General features: G+C 72.7%; 20 protein-coding genes. 8 read left to right on the top strand and 12 right to left on the bottom strand.

Translation table 11 applies throughout. The features are described from left to right. Positions 1–109: 109 nt before the first annotated feature. The 4 genes from BEP24_RS02220 to BEP24_RS02205 all read right to left on the bottom strand — a co-directional run bounded on the left by BEP24_RS02220 (position 110) and on the right by BEP24_RS02205 (position 4,465). Positions 110–1,786 carry a ribonuclease J gene (locus tag BEP24_RS02220; protein ID WP_065959827.1) on the bottom strand — a complete coding sequence of 559 codons (1,677 nt, stop codon included), beginning with the start codon at positions 1,784–1,786 and terminating at the stop codon, positions 110–112. Between the two features lie 47 nt (positions 1,787–1,833). Beyond that, positions 1,834–2,811, bottom strand: coding sequence for a 4-hydroxy-tetrahydrodipicolinate synthase (gene dapA / locus BEP24_RS02215; protein WP_065959825.1), 978 nt, complete (start codon positions 2,809–2,811; stop codon positions 1,834–1,836). 281 nt (positions 2,812–3,092) lie between these two features. After that, complete coding sequence (locus BEP24_RS02210; RefSeq protein WP_083230003.1) at positions 3,093–3,635, bottom strand: dihydrofolate reductase; 543 nt, start codon at positions 3,633–3,635, stop codon at positions 3,093–3,095. After that, positions 3,635–4,465: a thymidylate synthase gene (locus tag BEP24_RS02205; protein ID WP_065959823.1), complete on the bottom strand. Its 831-nt coding sequence runs from the start codon at positions 4,463–4,465 to the stop codon at positions 3,635–3,637. Before BEP24_RS02205 ends, BEP24_RS02210 begins: the two co-directional genes overlap by 1 nt. 160 nt (positions 4,466–4,625) lie before the next feature. Here BEP24_RS02205 and BEP24_RS02200 point away from each other — a divergent pair, with 160 nt between their 5' ends. Further along, positions 4,626–5,537, top strand: coding sequence for a TIGR01777 family oxidoreductase (locus tag BEP24_RS02200; RefSeq protein ID WP_065959821.1), 912 nt, complete (start codon positions 4,626–4,628; stop codon positions 5,535–5,537). A gap of 139 nt (positions 5,538–5,676) precedes the next feature. Here BEP24_RS02200 and BEP24_RS02195 read toward each other — a convergent pair whose 3' ends face one another. Both BEP24_RS02195 and BEP24_RS02190 read right to left on the bottom strand, forming a co-directional pair. After that, entirely contained in the window at positions 5,677–6,090 is a 414-nt protein-coding gene (locus BEP24_RS02195; RefSeq protein WP_065959921.1) for a tetratricopeptide repeat protein, read from the bottom strand. A gap of 53 nt (positions 6,091–6,143) precedes the next feature. Then, positions 6,144–6,890 carry a dihydrodipicolinate reductase C-terminal domain-containing protein gene (locus tag BEP24_RS02190; protein WP_065959819.1) on the bottom strand — a complete coding sequence of 249 codons (747 nt, stop codon included), beginning with the start codon at positions 6,888–6,890 and terminating at the stop codon, positions 6,144–6,146. Between the two features lie 23 nt (positions 6,891–6,913). Between BEP24_RS02190 and BEP24_RS02185 the strand changes: the two genes are divergently transcribed. Then, on the top strand, positions 6,914–7,402 hold the full coding sequence (locus BEP24_RS02185) for a GNAT family N-acetyltransferase (protein ID WP_065959817.1): 489 nt from the start codon (positions 6,914–6,916) through the stop codon (positions 7,400–7,402). On the opposite strand, the gene BEP24_RS02180 is transcribed toward BEP24_RS02185, so the two are convergent. Next, the gene (locus BEP24_RS02180) at positions 7,399–8,001 is read right to left on the bottom strand and encodes a histidine phosphatase family protein (RefSeq protein WP_065959919.1); all 603 of its coding nucleotides are present in this window, start codon (positions 7,999–8,001) and stop codon (positions 7,399–7,401) included. The genes BEP24_RS02185 and BEP24_RS02180 overlap by 4 nt on opposite strands. Positions 8,002–8,006: 5 nt before the next feature. Then, on the bottom strand, positions 8,007–9,341 hold the full coding sequence (locus BEP24_RS02175; protein WP_065959814.1) for a pitrilysin family protein: 1,335 nt from the start codon (positions 9,339–9,341) through the stop codon (positions 8,007–8,009). A 246-nt stretch (positions 9,342–9,587) separates the two neighbouring features. Here BEP24_RS02175 and BEP24_RS02170 point away from each other — a divergent pair, with 246 nt between their 5' ends. Then, a complete protein-coding gene (locus BEP24_RS02170) occupies positions 9,588–10,235 on the top strand; it encodes a TetR/AcrR family transcriptional regulator (RefSeq protein WP_171898698.1) in 648 nt (215 codons plus the stop codon). A 100-nt stretch (positions 10,236–10,335) separates the two neighbouring features. After that, positions 10,336–10,863: a YbhB/YbcL family Raf kinase inhibitor-like protein gene (locus tag BEP24_RS02165; protein WP_065959811.1), complete on the top strand. Its 528-nt coding sequence runs from the start codon at positions 10,336–10,338 to the stop codon at positions 10,861–10,863. 82 nt (positions 10,864–10,945) lie between these two features. Here BEP24_RS02165 and BEP24_RS02160 read toward each other — a convergent pair whose 3' ends face one another. Continuing rightward, a complete protein-coding gene (locus BEP24_RS02160; protein WP_065959809.1) occupies positions 10,946–13,219 on the bottom strand; it encodes a polyribonucleotide nucleotidyltransferase in 2,274 nt (757 codons plus the stop codon). Positions 13,220–13,508: 289 nt separating this feature from the next. On the opposite strand from BEP24_RS02160, the gene BEP24_RS02155 reads away from it, so the two are divergent. Further along, positions 13,509–14,705, top strand: coding sequence for a lytic transglycosylase domain-containing protein (locus BEP24_RS02155; protein ID WP_065959808.1), 1,197 nt, complete (start codon positions 13,509–13,511; stop codon positions 14,703–14,705). Between the two features lie 37 nt (positions 14,706–14,742). On the opposite strand, the gene BEP24_RS02150 is transcribed toward BEP24_RS02155, so the two are convergent. From BEP24_RS02150 to BEP24_RS02140, 3 genes are all read right to left on the bottom strand, one after another. Further along, positions 14,743–15,411 (bottom strand): CE1759 family FMN reductase, encoded by a 669-nt coding sequence (locus BEP24_RS02150; RefSeq protein WP_065959805.1) that lies wholly within the window; start codon positions 15,409–15,411, stop codon positions 14,743–14,745. Between the two features lie 175 nt (positions 15,412–15,586). Next, positions 15,587–15,856, bottom strand: a complete 270-nt coding sequence (gene rpsO, locus BEP24_RS02145) for a 30S ribosomal protein S15 (RefSeq protein ID WP_058742593.1) — start codon at positions 15,854–15,856, stop codon at positions 15,587–15,589. Positions 15,857–15,977: 121 nt separating this feature from the next. Further along, a complete protein-coding gene (locus tag BEP24_RS02140) occupies positions 15,978–16,424 on the bottom strand; it encodes a VanZ family protein (RefSeq protein WP_139197315.1) in 447 nt (148 codons plus the stop codon). Positions 16,425–16,568: 144 nt separating this feature from the next. On the opposite strand from BEP24_RS02140, the gene BEP24_RS02135 reads away from it, so the two are divergent. The 3 genes from BEP24_RS02135 (at position 16,569) to BEP24_RS02125 (ending at position 19,154) form a co-directional block, all read left to right on the top strand. Then, a complete protein-coding gene (locus BEP24_RS02135; RefSeq protein ID WP_065959804.1) occupies positions 16,569–17,651 on the top strand; it encodes a glycoside hydrolase family 6 protein in 1,083 nt (360 codons plus the stop codon). Positions 17,652–17,717: 66 nt separating this feature from the next. Then, positions 17,718–18,875 carry a M4 family metallopeptidase gene (locus tag BEP24_RS02130; protein WP_083229998.1) on the top strand — a complete coding sequence of 386 codons (1,158 nt, stop codon included), beginning with the start codon at positions 17,718–17,720 and terminating at the stop codon, positions 18,873–18,875. A 9-nt stretch (positions 18,876–18,884) separates the two neighbouring features. After that, entirely contained in the window at positions 18,885–19,154 is a 270-nt protein-coding gene (locus BEP24_RS02125) for a protealysin inhibitor emfourin (RefSeq protein ID WP_065959802.1), read from the top strand. Positions 19,155–19,179: the final 25 nt, after the last annotated feature.

The following is a 19,179-nucleotide window of genomic DNA, read 5'->3' as shown; positions in this document are numbered from 1 at the left end:
CGGCCGACGGACCACGGACGGTGGACGGCCAGGAGGCGCGGTGCACGTTCCTGACGGACGTGCACCGCGCCTCCTGGCCGGCCCTGCGGCGCGCAGCGCGCCGTGCGCGCTACGCCTCGATGACCACCGGGACGATCATCGGGCGCCGACGGTGCTTCGTGTTCACCCAGCGGCCGACGGTGCGCCGGACGACCTGGCTGAAGGCGTGCGCGTCGCGCGTGCCGTTCGCCGCCGCCTCGGCGATGGCCTTGGTGATCTGCGGGCGGACGCTGTCGAAGACCGAGTCGTCCTCGGCGAAACCGCGCGACTGGATCTCCGGCCCGACCACGCACTGGCCCGTGGTGAAGTCGACGGCGCAGAAGACCGAGATGAACCCCTCCTCCGCGAGGACCCGGCGGTCCTTGAGGTCGGCGTCGGTGATCTCGCCCACGGTCGACCCGTCGACGTAGACGTAGCCGATGTCGAGCTGGCCGGCCACCGTGACGGCGCCGTCCTTGAGGTCGACGACGATGCCGTCCTGCCCGAGGATCACGTTGCGCGGCGGGACACCGGTCTGGATCGCCAGGTCGGCGTTCGCGTACAGGTGGCGGTGCTCGCCGTGCACGGGGAGGACGTTCTTCGGGCGGAGGATGTTGTAGCAGTAGAGCAGCTCGCCAGCCGATGCGTGGCCCGAGACGTGCACCTTCGCGTTGCCCTTGTGGACGACCTTCGCGCCGAGCTTCGTCAGCCCGTCGATGACGCGGTAGACGGCGTTCTCGTTGCCCGGGATGAGGCTCGACGCGAGGATGACGGTGTCGCCCTCGCCGATCTCGATCTGGTGCTCGAGGTTCGCCATGCGCGCGAGGACGGCCATCGGTTCGCCCTGCGAGCCGGTCGACATGTAGACGACCTGGTCGTCGGGGACGTTCTTGGCCTTCTTCGTGTCGATCAGCACGTCCTCCGGCACCCGCAGGTACCCGAGCTCGGCGGCGATCGTCATGTTGCGGATCATCGAGCGGCCCATGAACGCGACCTTGCGGTTCGCGGCCGCGGCGGCGTCGAGGACCTGCTGCACGCGGTGCACGTGCGACGAGAAGCTCGCGACGACGACCTTCTTGCGGGCCTTCGAGATGATGCTCTCGAGGACCGGGCCGATGTCGCGCTCCGGGGCGGTGAAGCCCGGGACGTCGGCGTTGGTCGAGTCGGGCAGGAACAGGTCGACGCCCTGCTCGCCGAGGCGCGCGAAGGCACGGAGGTCCGTGATCCGGTCGTCGAGCGGCAGCTGGTCCATCTTGAAGTCACCCGTGTGCAGCACGCGCCCCGCGGGGGTCGTGATCGCGACGGCGAGTGCGTCCGGGATGGAGTGGTTCACGGCGACGAACTCGAGGTGGAACGGGCCGAGCTGCTCGGTCTGGTCCTCGGCCACGACGAGCGTGTACGGCTTGATCCGGTGTTCCTTGAGCTTCGCCTCGACGAGCGCGAGGGTCAGCGTCGAGCCGATCAGCGGGATGTCGCCCTTGAGCTTGAGCAGGTACGGCACCGCGCCGATGTGGTCCTCGTGCCCGTGGGTGAGCACGACGCCGAGGACGTCGTCGAGGCGGTCCCGGATGAGCGAGAAGTCCGGGAGGATGAGGTCGACACCGGGCTGGTGCTCCTCGGGGAACAGCACGCCGGCGTCGACGACGAGGAGCTTGCCCTCGAACTCGTAGACGGTCATGTTGCGACCGATCTCGCCGAGACCCCCGACGGGGATCACGCGGAGGGTTCCGGGTTCGAGCGGCTGCGGTGTGGAGATCTGGGTGGGCATTCGGTCCTGACTGTCGTGCGACGCGCCACCAGCGCGCCGCGGTCTTCCTAACGTGTGGTGCCTGGCACCTTCGGCAGTGCGCCGCCCGCCGCTGCGTTGCGGTCCGGACGGAAGTTCGAGAAGTCGGCGCCGGGGACGTCCCGGACCGCTTCGAGCGAGGTCTCGATGGCGTACGCCTCGCTGTCCTCGGGGCCGACGAGCGGCAACCGCACGCGCGGGCTGCCGATCCGGCCGAGCCCGTGCAGCACGTACTTCGCGGCGACGGTCCCGGGGACGTGGGTCATGATCGCACGGACGAGGGGTTCGACGCGCTTGTGCTCGGCGGTCGCGGTCGCCAGGTCGCCGCGGTTCACGGCGTCGACGATGGTGCGGTACGGCGTGCTCGTGATGTTCGCGGTGACGCCGATGAGCCCCGTGGCACCGATCGACAGGTGCGGGAGGACGTTCGTGTCGTCGCCCGAGAAGTACATGAGGTCGGTGTTGTTGAGCACGCGCGAGACCTCGGCGAAGTCGCCCTTGGCGTCCTTCACGGCGAGGATGTTGGGGTGCTTCGACGCGCGCACGATGGTCTCGTACGTGATCGGGATGCCGGTGCGTCCGGGGATGTCGTACAGGATCACCGGCAGGTCGGTGGCGTCCGCGATCATCCGGAAGTGCGTGAGCACGCCGGCCTGCGTCGGCTTGTTGTAGTACGGCGTGACGATCATGACGCCGTCCGCGCCGGCCCGCTCGCTCTGCTTGTACAGGTGGATCGCATGCGCGGTCTCGTTCGAGCCACCGCCCGTGATGATCTTCGCGCGGCCCGCGGCGACGGACTTGCCGACCTCGACCAGGCGGAGCTTCTCCGGGTCGGTCAGGGTGCTCGTCTCGCCGGTGGTGCCGGTCACGACGATGCCGTCGGCGCCGGCGGTGATGCAGTCGTCGATGTGCTGCTCGACGCCGGGCCAGTCGACCTCGCCGTCGGCCGTGAACGGCGTCACGAGGGCGACGAGGACCTGACCGAAGGGATTCTCACGCTGGGACACGCCGACCAGCGTACCGGCCCGGTGCGTCCGCTCCGCAGTCCGCCCGGACGGTCCAGGCCGGGAGGCGCGTGGTCGCGCCCGGACGGTCCAGGCCGGGAGGCGCGTGGTCACGCCCGGACGGTCCAGGCCGGGAGGCGCGTGGTCACGCCCGGTGCTCGGCTCGCGACCGGGACTGGCGCCGTGCACAACCGGAAGCACGTCGCGCCGCGGGATCGCGTGGCGCGACGTGCTTCCGGTTGTGCGCGAGCACGTCGCGCCGCGACCGCGGCGTGCATCGGGCCCTAGGCGCGGCGCCACTCCCGGAAGCGGTAGCGGGTGCCGTCCACGCGAGACTCCTGCCACGGCCCGTCCTCGACGAGCGTCCACCCGTCGCCGAGGTCGGGCGCCCGGGTGTCGCCCCGCACCTCGAGGTCGACGATCGTCTCGGACACCCGGTCGGCGAACGGCACGGCGTCGGCGTACACCGCTCCCCCGCCGATCACCCACACGGGCTCGTCGGTGTCGAGCGCGGTCGCCAGGTCGTGCACGACCTCCACGCCGGGGGCCGACCAGGTCGCGTCCCGGGTGAGCACGACGTTGCGGCGTCCGGGCAGCGGCCGGAACCGCGGCGGCAGCGAGTCCCAGGTGCGGCGCCCCATGACGACGACGCCGTCGCCGGTGACCCGCCGGAAGTGCGCGAGGTCCTCGGGCACGTGCCACGGGATGCCGCCGTCGGCACCGATCACGCCGGCGGCCGTGCGTGCCCAGACGAGCCCGACGCCGCTCGCCGGCTCGGTCCACGTCGGGTCGGTCCGCACGGGGTCGGTCGAGGGGGCCTCCGGCATCAGACCGCGACCGCGGCCGAGATCGCCGGGTGGTGCTCGTACCCGACGACCGTGATGTCCTCGTAGACGTAGTCGTCGATCGAGTCGCGCGGCGCGAGCTCGAGCCGGGGCATCGGGTACGCGGTCCGGGTGAGCTGCTCGCGGACCTGCTCGACATGGTTGTCGTACACGTGGCAGTCGCCGCCGGTCCAGACGAAGTCGCCGACCTCGAGCCCGGTCTGCGCCGCGACCATGTGGGTCAGCAGCGCGTACGAGGCGATGTTGAACGGGACGCCGAGGAACATGTCCGCGCTCCGCTGGTACAGCTGGCACGAGAGCTTGCCGTCGTTGACGGAGAACTGGAAGAACGCGTGGCACGGGGCGAGCGCCATGTCCGGCACGTCGGCGACGTTCCACGCCGAGACGATGAGCCGTCGGCTGTCCGGGTTCGTGCGGATCTGCTCGATGACCTGGGCGATCTGGTCGACGTGCTCCCCGGACGGCGTCGGCCACGAGCGCCACTGCACGCCGTACACCGGGCCGAGGTCACCGTCCTCACCCGCCCACTCGTTCCAGATCCGGACGCCGTGCTCCTGCAGCCAGCGGGCGTTCCCGTCGCCGCGCAGGAACCAGAGCAGCTCGTACGCGACCGACTTGAAGTGCACCCGCTTCGTGCTGACCAGGGGGAAGCCCTGCGACAGGTCGTACCGCAGCTGCGCGCCGAACAGGCTGCGCGTGCCGGTCCCGGTGCGGTCGCCCTTCGGCGCGCCCTCCTCGAGCACCCGGCGCAACAGGTCCTCGTACGGGGTCGGGACGGTGGGGTCGGGCTGCACGGTCACGCTGTCGGTCACGCCAGCAGCCTAGACGCGCTCCGCCGCCACGGCGAGCCGAGCGCGGGACGCGCTCCGCCGCCACGGCGAGCCGAGCGCGGGACGCGCGCCGCCGCCACGGCGAGCCGACCACCGGACGCGCACCGGGCCTCCCGTCAGCTGGCTGAGTAACGTCGACGGCATGACGACAGAGCCGCTCTCGATCCTCGTCGCCGGTGCGTCCGGCTTCATCGGGACCCCCCTCGTCCGTGCCCTGCGCGAGGCCGGACACCACGTGACGACGCTCGTGCGACGCGAGCCGCGCACCGCGTCGGAGTTCCGCTGGTCGCCCGGCTCCCGCCCGCTCGACCCGGCCGTCCTCGACGGTGCCGACGTGGTCGTCAACCTGGCGGGCGCGAGCATCGGCAAGCTCCCGTGGACCGAGTCCTACAAGCGACAGATCCTGGACTCCCGCGTGCAGGCGACCGAGACGCTCGTCGCGGCCATGCGGAAGGCACCCACCCCGCCCGCGCTCTTCCTGTCCGGGTCCGCCTCGGGCGTGTACGGCGACCGCCCCGCGGACGTGCTCGACGACGACGCCCCCGCCGGCCGCGGCTTCCTCGCCGACGTCTGCACCGCGTGGGAGGCCGCCGCGACCGCCGCACCCGAGGGCGTCCGCGTCGTGCTGCTCCGCACCGGCGTCGTCGTCGGCCAGGGCGGCGGCGCGCTCGCACCGCTCGTCCCGCTCACGAAGGCCGGCCTCGGCGGCAAGCTCGGCACCGGCGGCCAGTGGTGGCCGTGGATCGGACTCGACGACGAGGTCGGCGCGATCGTGCACCTCGCGACCAGCCCGGACGCCGCCGAGGTCCGCGGCCCGGTCAACCTCGCCGGACCCGAGCCCGCCGTCGCCGACCGCATCACGAAGCGCGTCGCCGAGGACCTGCACCGCCCCTACCTCGTCAGCGTGCCCACGTTCGCGCTCAAGGCGCTGCTGCGCGAGGCCGCCGACGAGATGCTCCTGTCGAACCAGCGGATGGTGCCGAGGAAGCTCCTCGACACCGGCTACCGGTTCCGGTACGAGCGCGCCGAGGACGCGGTCGACGCCGCGTTCTGACGCAGGTCGCGTCCCGACGCAGGCCGCGTCCCGACGCACGGCGCTGCGGACGGGAGGCGCGGGTCGGCCCCGCTGGTCCGTTCCTGACCGGCGCGGCGCCGGACGGGAGGCGCGGGCCGGGCCCGCCACGGGCCTCCCGTCAGCGCGTGCTCGCCTTGGCGAGCGCGGTCCGCATCGCCGCTCGGGCGCGCTTGCGGTCGCCGGCGGCGTCGTAGACGACGCCGAGGCGGAACCACGCCCGCCAGTCATCCGGGTCCGCCTCGACCGCGTCGCGGTGGGCGGGGAACAGCTCGTCGGCGGCCGCGCGGTCCGGGCGACCGCTCGGCAGGAGCGCGACGACCTCCTGCGGCGTCCCGCCCTCGCGTTCGAGGCGCGCGCCGAGGCGGGTGATCCGGATGCCGAAGCGGAACTCGAGGACGAGCAGGAGCGCGCCGATCACGGCGACGACGACGAGCGCGACCCCGATGCCGATCCCGATCGGTTGCCCGGTGGCGACGAACGCGACCGCGCGCTGCCCGACGAGCACGATGTACAGCGCGAGCAGGACGGCCATGAGCGCGGCGCCCCAGAACGGGGAGCGGACGGCCCGGAGGAACGGACGCTCGGTCACGCGATGCCCAGCACGCTGCCGAGGCCGACCGTGAGCCCGCGGGCTCCGACGGTGTCGGCCAGCGCGGCCCGGATGCCGGCGACGTAGGCGACGTCGTCGTTCGTGTCGTGCCGGATCGTGACGGTCTCGCCCGGCCCGCTCAGCACGACGTCCTGCACGGCCTTCACCCCGGGCAGACGGAGCGAGTGGACCGGCACGCTCGCGACCTGCTGCCCGCGGGCCCGCTGGTCGACGTGCGGGGCCTCGACCGGACCGACGTCGCGGCGGGCCTCGGCGATGAGCTCGGCCGTGCGCACCGCGGTGCCCGAGGGCGAGTCGACCTTGCCGGCGTGGTGCGTCTCGACGATCTCGGCGGAGGGGAACCAGGGCGCGGCGATCGTCGCGAGGTGGGTCGCCAGCACCGACCCGATCGAGAAGTTCGGCACCACGAGGACACCCTGCTCGGGGCGGTCCTCGAGCCCGGAGCGCAGCGTCGCGAGCCGTGCGGCGGACCAGCCGGACGTGCCGACGAGCACGTTCGCACCGCTCGCCAGGGCGTTGTCGACGATCGCGGGGCTCAGCGCGGGGACGGTCACGTCGACCACGAGCGCGGCACCGCCGAACACCGACGGGGGTGCCTCGTGGGCGCCGTCCCGCGACGAGAGCGACGCGACGAGCGCGAAGCCCTCGAGCGACTCGACGACGGAGGACACCAGGCCTCCGAGACGACCGGTGGCGCCGACGACGGCGACGGGAGTGACCATGCCTCCCATCCTAGGATCGACGCATGACGCTCCAGGTCAGGACCGTGCCCGCGGACGCACCCGAGGTGGACGTGCTGCTCGACGCGTACCTCGACGAGCGCGAGGCGACCTTCCCGAGTGCGCAGGGGACGTACGCACGGAAGCGCACGCCGGCGGTCGAGTTCACGGCACCGCGCGGCACCTTCGTGGTCGCGAACGACGACGGCGTCCCGGTCGGCTGCGGTGGGCTCCGGCGGATGGCGGACGACGGCGACGACGTCCGCTTCGAGGTGAAGCACGTGTACGTCTCCCCCGCTGGTCGCGGACGGGGCGTCGCCACGGCCGTGATGGACGCCCTCGAGGCCGCCGCCCGCGACGCCGGGGCGACGAGCGTCGTGCTCGACACGAACGACTCGCTCGTCGCGGCCGGGGCGATGTACCGCGGTCGTGGCTACCGGCGGACGGAGCCGTTCAACGACAACCCGAACGCGACCGCCTGGTACCGGCTGCCGCTCGCGGACGGGAGCCGTTAGACGGGCTGGTCGACCGGCAGGCCCGTGCGCAGCTCGACCGGCAGGTGCGCGAGGTCGTTCAGCGTGACCACCTCGGCGGGCTTGGCGCTGCGGATGCGGATGATCGTCAGTGCCGTGTGCGCGACGTTCGTGCCCATCCACCGCCACTCGGGTGCCTGGAACGCCTCGCGGACGAACCACCCGATGACGGCGTTGTGGGTGATGAGCAGGTCGTGCCGGTCCTCGCGCGCGGGCGTGAACCACTCCGCGACGGCGTCGCCCATCTGGGCCTGACCGGCGACGATCTCCTCCTCGGTCACGCCGCCGTACCAGCCCTGGTAGGCGTGCGGCATGTCCGGGGTCGGTCCGGACGGGATGCAGTCGAACAGCAGGGTCGACGGCTGCGGCTGGATCGCGGGCAGGCGCTTCGCCAGGAACGACGCGGTCTCGCTCGGGGCGTCGAGCGGCGAGTGGTACACGCCGTCGAAGGGCACGCCGCCCAGGCGGTCGGCGACGAGCATCGACTGCCGCTTCCCGCGCTCGGAGAGCTTGCCGTCGCGGAGGCCGTGCTCGGCGTCCTGGTGTTCACCGTGGCGGACGAGGTACAGGTAGTGCGACACGTCCGTCACCCCTCGACGCCGAGGGCCGCGGCCAGCTCGGACTGCTGCACGGCACCGACCACCGAGGTGATCGTCGGACGGGTGAGCAGGTCGCGCGCCAGCTCGAGGACGTCGACCTGCGTGACCCGGTCGACGCGCTGCAGGGCGGTGCCGAGGTCGGTGAACTCCCCGGTGCCGAGCTCGGATCGGCCGAGCCGGGTCATCCGGGCGTCGGAGTCCTCGAGCGACAGGGTGAGCGCGCCCTCGATCTGGCCCTTGGCGCGGCGCAGTTCGTCCTCGGTGATGCCGTGGTCGACCATGCGGCGGAACTCGGCGTCGATGATCTCGACGACCCCGGCGACGTTGTCCGGCGCGCACCCGGCGTACACGCCGAACGCACCGTTGTCGAGGTAGGCCGGCGCGAACGACGACACGGCGTAGGCGAGGCCGCGACGCTCGCGGACCTCCTGGAACAACCGAGAGCTCATGCCGCCGCCGAGCACGGCGTTGAGCACGCTGAGCACCGGGCGGCGGTCGTCGCGGAGGTCGAGCCCCTGCGAGCCGCGCAGCATGCTGACCTGCTCGGTCGGCCGGTGCGTGACCGTGAGTTCGGAGACCGCGGGGTCGGCCGCCGCGCTCGGGGTCCGGCGGGCGAGCGGTGCGGCGTCCGGGGCGTCACGGAAGACCTGCTCGACGAGCTCGCGGAAGCGGTCGTGGTCGACGGCACCGGCCGCGGTCACGACGATGCCGTTCGGCGCGTAGTGCTCGCGGTAGTGGGACAGGACCTCGTCGCGTCCGACCGCGCGGATGCTCTCGGGGGTGCCGCCGATCGGGCGACCGAGGGGGTGCCCGCCGAAGGCCGCGGCGAAGAACGCCTCGCCCGCGACGTCGGCGGGGTCGTCGGCCGCCATCGCGAGTTCCTCGAGGATGACGCCGCGCTCGACGTCGAACGCCTCGGCCTCGAGCACGGATCCGGTGACCATGTCGCCGATCACCTCGACCGCCATGGGGACGTCGGTGTCCCGGACACGGGCGTAGTAGCAGGTGTACTCCTTCGCCGTCGCCGCGTTGTGCTCGCCGCCCACGGAGTCGAAGGAGATCGCGATGTCGAGCGCACTGCGACGCTCGGTGCCCTTGAAGAGCAGGTGCTCGAGGAAGTGCGTGGAGCCGTACTGCCCCTCGCGCTCGTCGCGGGACCCGACGCCCACCCAGAAGCCGAGGCTCGTCGAGCTGGCCCCCGGGACGGTCTCGGTGAGGACCCGCACACCGGACGGCAGCACGGTTCGACGGACGAATGCACCACCGGACGTCAGGAACGACGTGTCAGGGGCCTCGAGCGGCAACGGCACTGGTTGGTTCATCGCAGGAGAGCCTACTGATCCGCACGAGCGCGCCGCCCAGTTTCCCCAGCCACACGCCGCGTGCCTCGAACTGGGGTACATCCGTGGAGGATAGAAAGACTCGTCTGTCTGTCCTCACTGTGGTACAGTTCTTCTCATCGGGTCGGAAGCCCCCCTAGATTCCGACCCGGTGGCTCGGGACATCAGTCCTGCGCGGCGGAGTCCCCCCACTCCCCCGCGGAGCCGATGAGTCCGAGGAGCAACGCTGTGACGGTCGATTCCCCCCAACCGGCCGTCCAGCGTCTCCCCGGCCCGAGCACGAACCTCGCGTCGCCGGACGGGTCGAGCGTCCCCCCGACTCCCCGCTCCGGCGGCGCGAAGGTCCGCATCCTCGAGACCGCGTCGCGGCTCTTCTACGAGGAGGGCATCCAGTGCGTCGGCGTCGACCGGCTCATCTCGGCCGCGAGCGTCACGAAGGCCACCTTCTACAAGCACTACGGCTCGAAGGACAACCTGATCCTCGCCTACGTGCACGCCCAGCACGAGCGCGTCCGCGCCGGCTTCGAACAGCTCGTCGCCGAGGCCGAGACCCCCACCGAGGCCGTCCGCGCCTGGGTCGCCGCCGTCTCCGGCGAGGTGAGCCGGGCCGAGTTCCGCGGGTGCGCGTTCCTCAACGCCGCCGCGGAGTACCACGACCCCCGGCACCCCGTGCGCGAGGTCGTCGCCAGCCACCGCGACTGGTACACGGAGGAACTGTTCGCCCTGCTGCAGCGCGCCGGCCACCCGCTGCCGGGCGACGGCGCCGACGAGCTCATGCTCGCGCGCGACGGCGCGATGTCCGGCGCCTACGCGGGCGACGCGATCGCCGCGACGGCGGCGCTCGGTCGCGTGGTCGACCGCGTCATCGCGGCCTGACCGACCGGTCCACGCCCCGGACGGGAGGCGCGTGGCGGGCCCGCCACGGGCCTCCCGTCCGTCCCGTCCCCGGGACAGGGCGCGGGTGTTGGCTGGTCCCATGGCCAACGACCCCAACTGGAACCTCCCCGAGGTCCCCACGTTCACCCTGACGAGTCCCGACTTCGCCGACGGCGGCGTGCTGCCCGACTGGGCACGCGGCGGCGACGCCGGTGGCGAGGACCGCTCCCCTGCGCTCGAGTGGTCCGGGGCACCCGAGGGCACGCAGAGCTACGTGCTCACGGTGTACGACCCCGACGCCCCGACCGGCTCCGGCTTCTGGCACTGGAGCCTGACCGACCTCCCCGCGTCGACCACGTCGCTCGAGCGCGGCGCCGGCACGGACGACGCGCTGCTGCCCGCCGAGGCACTGCGTCGCCGCAACGAGTACGGCACCGACACCTTCCTCGGCGCCGCACCGCCCGCCGGACACGGACCGCACCGCTACGTCTTCACGGTGAGCGCGCTCGACGTCCCGGTCCTCGAGGCACCCGCCGACGCCACGCCCGCGGTCGTCGGGTTCCTGCTGCGCGAGCACCTGCTCGGGCGCGCGCAGCTCACCGGCACGCAGGAGACCCCCGCCTCCTGACGGCGGGACCGGACCACGAACGACGGACGGCCGCCACTCCCGGCGGGGAGTGGCGGCCGTCCGTGTGTCAGCGCGCTGGGGTTCAGCCCTCGGCCGGAGCCTCGGCGTGCTTCTCGTGACCCTCGCGGCCCTCGGTGTCCACCTCGTCGGCGACGACCGGCGCGAGCGAGAGCTTGCCGCGGTCGTCCACCTTGGTGACCTCGACCAGGATCTTCTGGCCGACGCCGAGGACGTCCTCGACGTTCTCCACACGCTTGCCACCGGCGAGCTTGCGCACCTCGGAGACGTGGAGCAGACCGTCGCGGCCCGGGAGCAGCGACACGAAGGCACCGAAGGTCGCGATCTTGACGACCGTGCCGAGGAACTGGTCCCCGATCTCCGGGTTCGTCGGGTTCGCGATCGCGTTGACCTGGGCACGGGCGGCCTCGGCCGACGGGCCGTCGACGGCGCCGATGTAGACGGTGCCGTCGTCCTCGATGGAGATGTCGGCGCCGGTCTCGTCCTGGATCCCGTTGATCGTCTTGCCCTTCGGGCCGATCAGCTCGCCGATCTTGTCGACGGGGATCTGCACCGAGATCACACGCGGGGCGGTGTCGGCCATCTCGTCCGGTCCGTCGATGGCCTCGTTGAGGACACCGAGGATGGCCGAGCGGGCCTCCTTCGCCTGCTTGAGCGCGGCGTCGAGGACCGACGACGGGATGCCGTCGAGCTTCGTGTCGAGCTGGATCGCCGTGACGAAGTCCGCCGTGCCGGCGACCTTGAAGTCCATGTCGCCCAGTGCGTCCTCGGCACCGAGGATGTCGGTCAGCGCCGCGTAGCGGGTCTGACCGTCGACGGTGTCGGACACGAGGCCCATCGCGATGCCCGCGACCGGGGCCTTGAGCGGCACACCGGCGTTGAGGAGCGACAGGGTCGACGCGCAGACCGAGCCCATCGACGTCGAGCCGTTGGAGCTCAGCGCCTCGGACACCTGGCGGATGGCGTAGGGGAACTCGTCACGCGACGGCAGCACCGGCACGAGGGCGCGCTCGGCGAGGAAGCCGTGCCCGATCTCGCGACGCTTCGGCGACCCGACGCGACCGGTCTCACCGGTCGAGTACGGCGGGAAGTTGTAGTGGTGCAGGTAACGCTTCTTCGTGACGGGCGACAGCGAGTCGATCTGCTGCTCCATCTTGAGCATGTTCAGCGTGGTGACGCCGAGGATCTGCGTCTCGCCGCGCTGGAACACCGCCGAACCGTGGACGCGCGGGATCACGGCGACCTCGGCGTCGAGCGGACGGATGTCGGCGAGGCCGCGACCGTCCATGCGGACCTGCTCGGTCAGGATGCGGCCGCGGACGACCTTCTTCGTGACCGACTTGTAGGCGCCGCTGACCTGGCCGTTGGCGCTCTCGGGGAGCTCGCCTGCCGTCACCTTGGCGGCGATGGCCTCCTTGACGCGGGCCTTGAGGGCGTCGTCCTTGTCCTGACGCTCGATCTTGCCGGCGATCTGGTAGACGTCCTTGAGCTCGTCGAGGGCGATCGCCTCGACGGCGTCGTAGACCTCGGGGGCGTAGGGCGGGAAGACCGGGTAGTCCTGGATCTCCTTGGCCGACTGGGCGGCCATCTTCGCCTGCGCCTCGACGAGGACCTTGAGGAACGGCTTGGCCGCCTCGAGGCCCTGCGCGACGACGGCCTCGTCGGGCTTGGTCGCGCCGGCCTGGATGAGGTCCCAGCTGTGCTCGGTGGCCTCGGCCTCGACCATCATGATCGCGACGTCCTCGTTGCCGGCCTCGTCCGTGACGACACGGCCCGCGACGGTGAGGTCGAAGACGGCCTCGGCGAGCTGCGACGCCTTCGGGAACGCGACCCACTGGCCGTCGATGAGCGCGAGGCGCACACCGGCGATCGGGCCGGAGAACGGCAGACCGGAGATCTGCGTCGACGCCGACGCGGCGTTGATCGCGAGCGCGTCGTAGAACTCGTCCGGCGCGATGCTCAGGACGGTGATGACGATCTGGACCTCGTTGCGGAGACCGTCGACGAACGACGGGCGCAGCGGCCGGTCGATGAGACGGCAGACCAGGATCGCCTCGGTCGAGGGGCGGCCCTCGCGACGGAAGAACGAACCGGGGATCTTGCCGGCGGCGTACGAGCGCTCCTCGACGTCCACCGTCAGCGGGAAGAAGTCGAAGCCCTCACGCGGGTGCTTGCCGGCGCTGGTGGCCGAGAGGAGCATGGTCTCCTCGTCGAGGTACGCGGCGACCGCGCCCTGGGCCTGCTGTGCGAGCCGACCGGTCTCGAACCGGACGGTGCGCGTGCCGAAGCGGCCGTTGTCGATGACAGCCTCGGCGAACTTGATCTCGGGACCCTCCAAAAGGGTGCCTCCTTGACGTGTTCGGCAGACCTGGGCGACGGCACTCGTGGTGCGTGCGCGCCGATGTGTCGGGGCGCATGTCTGGCCAGCAGTAGAAGCACTCGGGACTCCGGACGGCCCGCGAACCACCACCGATGACCAGCTCCGTGCCCGGTCTGCGCGATGTTGTGGTGTCACAGCGTGTGTGACGTCCGGGGATCGGTCCCTGGACGATGAGGACTTTACCAGCCCTCGGGCGCCGGACGGCGAGGCTCGTGGCGAACGGGCGTGTCCCCGGTAACCTGCCGCCATGCGCTCCTCTCCCTCGCGGACGGTGCTCGTCGCGGTGGCCCTGGTCGCCGGCGCGCTCGTCGCCCCGGTCGTCACCGCCGTCCCCGCCAGCGCCACCACCTACCCGTCGTGGCAGGACGTCGAGGCCGCGAAGGGCAACGAGCAGGCGAAGCAGGCCGAGGTCGCCACGATCCAGGACGCCCTGCACGCGGCACAGGCCGACGCCGCGACCAAGTCGCAGGCCGCGCTCGACGCGTCCGCGGCCGCCGACCGCGCCGAGGCGGACCTGACCGTGGCCACCCAGACCGCCACGAGCCTCCAGGCCCAGGCGACGGAGGCGCAGCAGACCGCCGACCGGGCGAAGACCCGTGCCGGCCAACTGGCGGCGAGCCTGTACCGGGACGGCAACCAGGGCGCGATGACCACCCGCATCGCGAGCGCCCACGACCCGGACGAGCTGCTCTACCAGCTCGGCGCACTCGACCAGCTCACCGGCACCTGGACCGACGTCCTCGACGACGCGTCCGTCGCGGCGCACACGGCGTCGTCCCTGCACGAGCAGGCCCTCCGCGCCGAGGACGAGCGGACCGCGCTGGCCGCGGCGGCGGAGCAGAAGTCCGACGCCGCCACGTCCGCGTCGGACGCCGCGCAGCAGGCGGTCGACAGCACGCAGCAGCACAGCGACGAGCTGTACGCGCAGCTCGCGGCGCTCAAGGACACGACCGCGGCGACCGAGCAGCAGTACGCCGTCGGCCAGGCGGTCGCGGCACAGGCCGCCGCACAGGCCCGCGCCGCGCAGGCCGCCGCCCTGGCGGAGCAGGCACGACAGGCGGCGGGGTCGTCGGGATCGTCGGCGTCGTCGGGCGGCGGGAACGCCTACCCGAGCACCGACGGCGTCGCGGTCGACCCGGCGGGCGCCAAGGCGTACGCGCAGAGCCGGCTCGGCAGCTACGGCTGGGGTTCCGACCAGTACTCGTGCCTCGTGTCGCTGTGGACGCAGGAGTCCGGGTGGCGCGCGAACGCCCTCAACGCGTCGAGCGGGGCCTACGGCATCCCGCAGGCACTCCCCGCGAACAAGATGTCGGTGGCCGGGGCCGACTGGCGCACGAACGCGGCGACGCAGGTCGACTGGGGCCTGGCGTACATCCGGGACGCCTACGGGTCGCCGTGCGGCGCGTGGCACCACGAGATGAGCGTCAACCCGCACTGGTACTGACGGGCCCACCGGACCGTCGGTCGGCCGGCCCCTCGGCTCAGTGGCCGAGGCCGCCGAGCAGGGACGCGACGTCGACCGTCTCCGGGAGGGCGTCGGCCCGCTGCGGCGTCCGCCGGGAGGCGCGGATCGCCCAGGCCAGGTCGACCCCGGCCCGGCGGATGCGCGCGTCGAGCGCGGCCGAGTCGGCGGCGCTCCCCCAGTCGTCGGTCGCGGCGAAGACGCCCGTCGGGACGACCGCCGCACGGAGGTAGGCGAAGACCGGCCGCAGCGCGTGGTCGATCGCGAGCGAGTGCCGCGCGGTCCCGCCCGTGGCCGCCAGGAGCACGGGCACGTCGACGAGCGCGTCCTTGTCGAGCACGTCGAGGAAGCTCTTCGCCAGGCCGCTCACCCCGGCCGTGAAGACCGGCGTGACGAACACGACCGCGTCGGCCTCGAGGACGGTCGCCTGCGCGGCGGCGAGCGCGGGCGCGGCGAACCCGGTGAGCATCGCGTCGACGATCTCGTGCGCGATCGGACGCAGCTCGACGTGGCGGACCTGCACCGCGCCTCCCCGGCCGTCACCCGTCGTCCGGTCGGCCGTCGTCGGGCCGGCCGATGCCTGGTCGGCCGCGACGGCGGCGACCGTGGCCTCGGCGAGGCGGTCGGCGAGCAGGCGCGTGGAGCTGGGCTCGGAGAGCCCGGCGGAGACGACGGCGATGGTGGTCATGGTGCGTCCTGTCTTTCGATGCGTTTGCATGAACATCCTACCGAACCGGGAGGCGGACGCAACCATTCCCGGTGCGGACGAGGAGCACCTCCGTCCGCGCCGGGTGGGAACGAGGAACGCCCCGGTCCTCACGAGGAGGACCGGGGCGTCCGGTCGAGCAGTGTCTGCGAGACGACTAGCGGCGCAGGCCGAGGCGCTCGATGAGCGCACGGTAGCGGCTGATGTCGACGTCGGAGAGGTACCCGAGGAGACGGCGACGCTGACCGACCATGAGCAGCAGACCACGACGCGAGTGGTGGTCGTGCTTGTGCTCCTTGAGGTGCTCGTTCAGGTCGTTGATGCGACGCGTCAGAACGGCGACCTGGACCTCGGGGGATCCGGTGTCGCCCGGGTGGGTCGCGTACTCTTCGATGATCTCCTGCTTGACCTTCGCGTCAAGTGCCATGGTGATCCCCTCTCTGTCCGTTGCGCGGTGCCCGTGCCTGATGCACGAGCGCTCTTTGTCCGCGGCCGTTCGACGGCAACCGGACGAGACTACCAGAGATCGGGCACGCCGACGCCGCCGGTCACACCGTGCGGACGCGGAGCCGGCGGCGGCGCGGCGCCGGCAGCAGGCTCCGGACGAGGCCGACGAGCGTCGCCCCGAGCAGTCCGCCGAGACCGTTCGACAGCACGTCGCGGGGGTCGGCGACGCGGTACGGCAGGAAGGCGGCCTGCGCCAGCTCGATGCCGGTCGACAGGCCCACCGCGACGACGGCGCCGAGGACCCACCAGCGCCGCGGCAGCCAGAGGGCCGCGAGCACGCCGACGGGGACGAACATCGCGATGTTCGCGAGGAACTCGACCCGGTCGTAGGTGAACCACGTGCCGTGCGGCAGCTGCTGCACCCAGGCGATCGCCCGGAGGACCAGCGCGTCCTGGGCGTGCGAGAAGACCCGCGGGGTCAGCGTCATCCGCCAGATCACCCAGCCGTAGCCGACGGTGGTGGCGAGGAGCAGGGCCTTCCGGAACATCCGGCAAGTATCGGGGTGCACGCCTGGCAGGACCCGGCGTCCGGGCTGTGCGGACGCCCGGCGACCCTGAACGGACCGACCGCCGAGCCTGTGACCCGACGTCGTGCAGTGGTCCCCCGGCGCTCGACCTGCCAGCATGGACGCATGCCGCAGCAAGGGGACCACGGCCGGGGCGACACCGGACGTCCGGGCGGGCGCACGCGCGGTGCCCGTCGGGACAGCGGGCGCCGACAGTGGGCGTGGATCGGCGCCGTCGCGCTCCTCGTCGTCGCGATCGTCACCGCCGTCGTGCTGGTCCGACCGCCCGACCACCACGACGACCGCACGATCACCGTGCGGCGCACCGCGGCGGCCGCCTTCCCGGGTGGGCTCGCACAGCAGCCCGTGCAGGACAACCAGGCAGGCCGGCGCGAGGCCGACGCCCGCGCCGCCGGCGACACGAGCACCGCCGGGCGGCTCGCGGTGATCGCCGACCAGCCCGTCGCGACCTGGCTCACCGACCCCGACGAGACCGCGACGCGCCAGGTCGTGCGCCGGGTCGTCCGGGACGCCCGGCAGCAGGGCCGCACCCCGGTGTTCGTCCTGTACGCGATCCCCGACCGGGACTGCGGGAGCTTCTCGAAGGGCGGGACGGCCGAGCGCGACTACCTGCCGTGGGTCCGGTCGGCGGTGCGGGCGATGGCCGGTTCGCACGCCGTGGTCCTGGTCGAGCCGGACTCGATCGCGCAGATCCACGTGTGCGAGCGGCTCGGCGCCGACCGACTGCACCTGCTGCGCCAGGCCGTCGACGAGCTGACCGGGCGGGGCCTGACGGTGTACCTCGACGGCGGCAACGAGGACCGGGTCCCCGTGGCGACGATGGCCCGCTGGCTGCGACAGGCCGGGGTCGACCGGGTGCAGGGCTTCGCGACGAACGTGTCGAACTTCTACCGCGTCGACCAGGAGCGCGCCTACGCCGACCGGCTGGCCGACGCGATCGGCGGCGACCCGCACTTCGTCGTCGACGTCTCCCGCAACGGACAGGGCTGGCGCGGCACGTGGTGCAACCCCGAGGGCGCGGGGCTCGGGCAGCCGCCGCACGTGACCCGGGGCACGACCCGGCTCGACGCGCTGCTGTGGGTGAAGACCCCGGGGCTGAGCGACGGCACCTGCAACGGCGGCCCGGCGGCCGGGCAGTGGTGGGAGTCCTACGCGCTCGACCTGGTGGCGAACCGCCGCCAGGACTGAGCCGCGCCGCCCGCCGTTCCCCGCACGGGCCACGCGACCGTCGGCGGTCGGTGGTTGCATGACGCCATGACCGCACACGACCGGTTCCGTTCCGTCGTCCCGCCCTACCTGCTGCAGGCCGTGGCCCGGGCGGCCGAACACCCCCGTGCCGCCGCGGCCGCCCGCACCGCCCTCGCCGAGATGTCCGCGGTCAGCGCGCCCAAGCACGAGCACCGCGTCCGACCGCGACAGCTCGCCGCCACGCCCGACCGGTCACCGCAGCGCACGATCGCCGACGCCGCAGGCACGACCACGCTCCCCGGCACCGTCGTCCGACGCGAGGGCGAGCCCGCCACCGGCGACGCCGCGGTCGACGAGGCGTACGCGGGCCTCGGCGCGACGCACGCGTTCTGGCTCGAGGTGTTCGGCCGCGTGTCGATCGACGGCGCCGGACTCCCCCTCGACGCGACGGTCCACTACGGCCAGGACTACGACAACGCCTACTGGGACGGGCAGCGGATGGTGTTCGGCGACGGGGACGACGAGGTGTTCCGCCGCTTCACGGTCGCGCTCGACGTGATCGGCCACGAACTCGCGCACGGGGTCACGCAGTACACCGCCGACCTGACGTACGAGGGGCAGTCGGGTGCGCTGAACGAATCGGTGAGCGACGTCTTCGGCTCGCTCGTCGCGCAGTACGCCGCCGGCCAGACCGCCGAGCAGGCGACGTGGCTCATCGGCGAGGGCCTCTTCACGGACGCGGTGCACGGCGTCGCGCTGCGGTCGATGCGTGCGCCGGGGACCGCCTACGACGACCCGGTCCTCGGCAAGGACCCGCAGCCCTCCACGATGGCCGGGTACGTGCAGACCACCGAGGACTCGGGCGGGGTGCACCTGAACTCCGGCATCCCGAACCACGCCTTCTTCCTGGCGGCCACGGCCATCGGCGGGAACGCGTGGGAGGGCGCCGGTGCCGTGTGGTGGGACGCCCTGACCTCCGACGCGACCACGGAGTCGATCGACTTCGCGGGCTTCGCGCGGGTCACGGTCGACGCGGCGGCCCGACGGTTCGGCCGGGGCTCGGCCGAGGCCACCGCGGTCGCCGACGCCTGGCGGACGGTCGGGGTGCTCGGGGCGACGGCAGCCGGCACCACGGACACGGACGGCGACGTGGGCACGGACGGCGACGCCGTCACGGACGGCAGCGGGGACGGCAGCGGGGACGGCCCGCGCCACAGGGCGTAGCCTCCGGCCATGCAGATCGTCGTCCGCCGCTCGGGTGGGTTCGCCGGCACCTCGCGGGGCTGGCGGATCGACACCGACACGTGCGACGACCCGGAGACCTGGCACGAGTTGGTCGGTGCCCTGCCGCGCGAGGCCCCCGTCCGCCACCGGACACCGCCCGACGACTTCACGTGGACCGTCACGGTCGCGCGGACCACGGTCACGATCCCGGGCAGTCAGCTCGACGGGCCGTGGGCGACCCTGGTCGCGCGGGTGCGCGACCAGGGCGACCCGGACTGATGGCCGCACGCAGCGGCCGTCCACG

It is taken from the genome of Curtobacterium sp. UCD-KPL2560 (assembly GCF_001705035.1).
Taxonomy (GTDB): Bacteria; Actinomycetota; Actinomycetes; order Actinomycetales; family Microbacteriaceae; genus Curtobacterium.
Note: the sequence above shows the minus strand (reverse complement) of the source record. Positions and strands in the feature narration are given on the sequence as shown.